Source organism: Streptomyces sp. DH12 (assembly GCF_020873895.1).
Classification (GTDB): Bacteria; Actinomycetota; Actinomycetes; order Streptomycetales; family Streptomycetaceae; genus Streptomyces.
Window position 1 is genome coordinate 1 of sequence record NZ_JAHWGT010000721.1, and the last position, 508, is coordinate 508.

Consider the following 508-nt stretch of genomic DNA (forward strand, 5'->3'; position numbering starts at 1 on the left):
GGTCTGCTCCAGACCGAGGAGTACGCGCGGACCATGTTCACGGTATGGCGGCCCCGGCGGCGCGAGGACGAGATCGAGCAGATGGTGGCGGCGCGAATGGCACGCCACAAGCTGTACGAACGCAAGCCGGCACCGACACTCAGCTTCGTCATCGAGGAGTCCGTACTGGAGCGGCCGTTCGGCGGGCAGGGCGTCCTGCGCGGACAGTTGGAACACATGCTGCGAGTCACGGAGAACCCCCACGTCGAGATCCAGGTCATGCCGACCCGGGTCGTCGACCACGCCGGAGCGGACGGGCCGTTCACGATGATGACCCCAGAGGGAGGGGAGCAGGTGGCGTACGTGGAGAGCCAGGCCAACGGGCGTGTGATCACCGAGCGCGAAAGCGTACGGGGCTTCGCCGTGCGGTATGGAATCCTGCGAGCACAGGCACTGTCCCCTGCCGAATCCGTGCGTCACATCGAGAAGTTGCTGCAAGGAGACCTATGAACACCGAGCAGTCCCGAGC

The 508-nt window shown here is 65.7% G+C and carries 1 protein-coding gene; it reads left to right on the plus strand.

All coding sequences use genetic code 11. The annotated features are described in order from the left end of the window. On the plus strand, nucleotides 1–489 hold a 489-nt coding region (locus LPA54_RS36710), incomplete at its 5' end, for a DUF5753 domain-containing protein (protein ID WP_228984829.1). Between the last annotated feature and the right edge of the window lie 19 nt (nucleotides 490–508).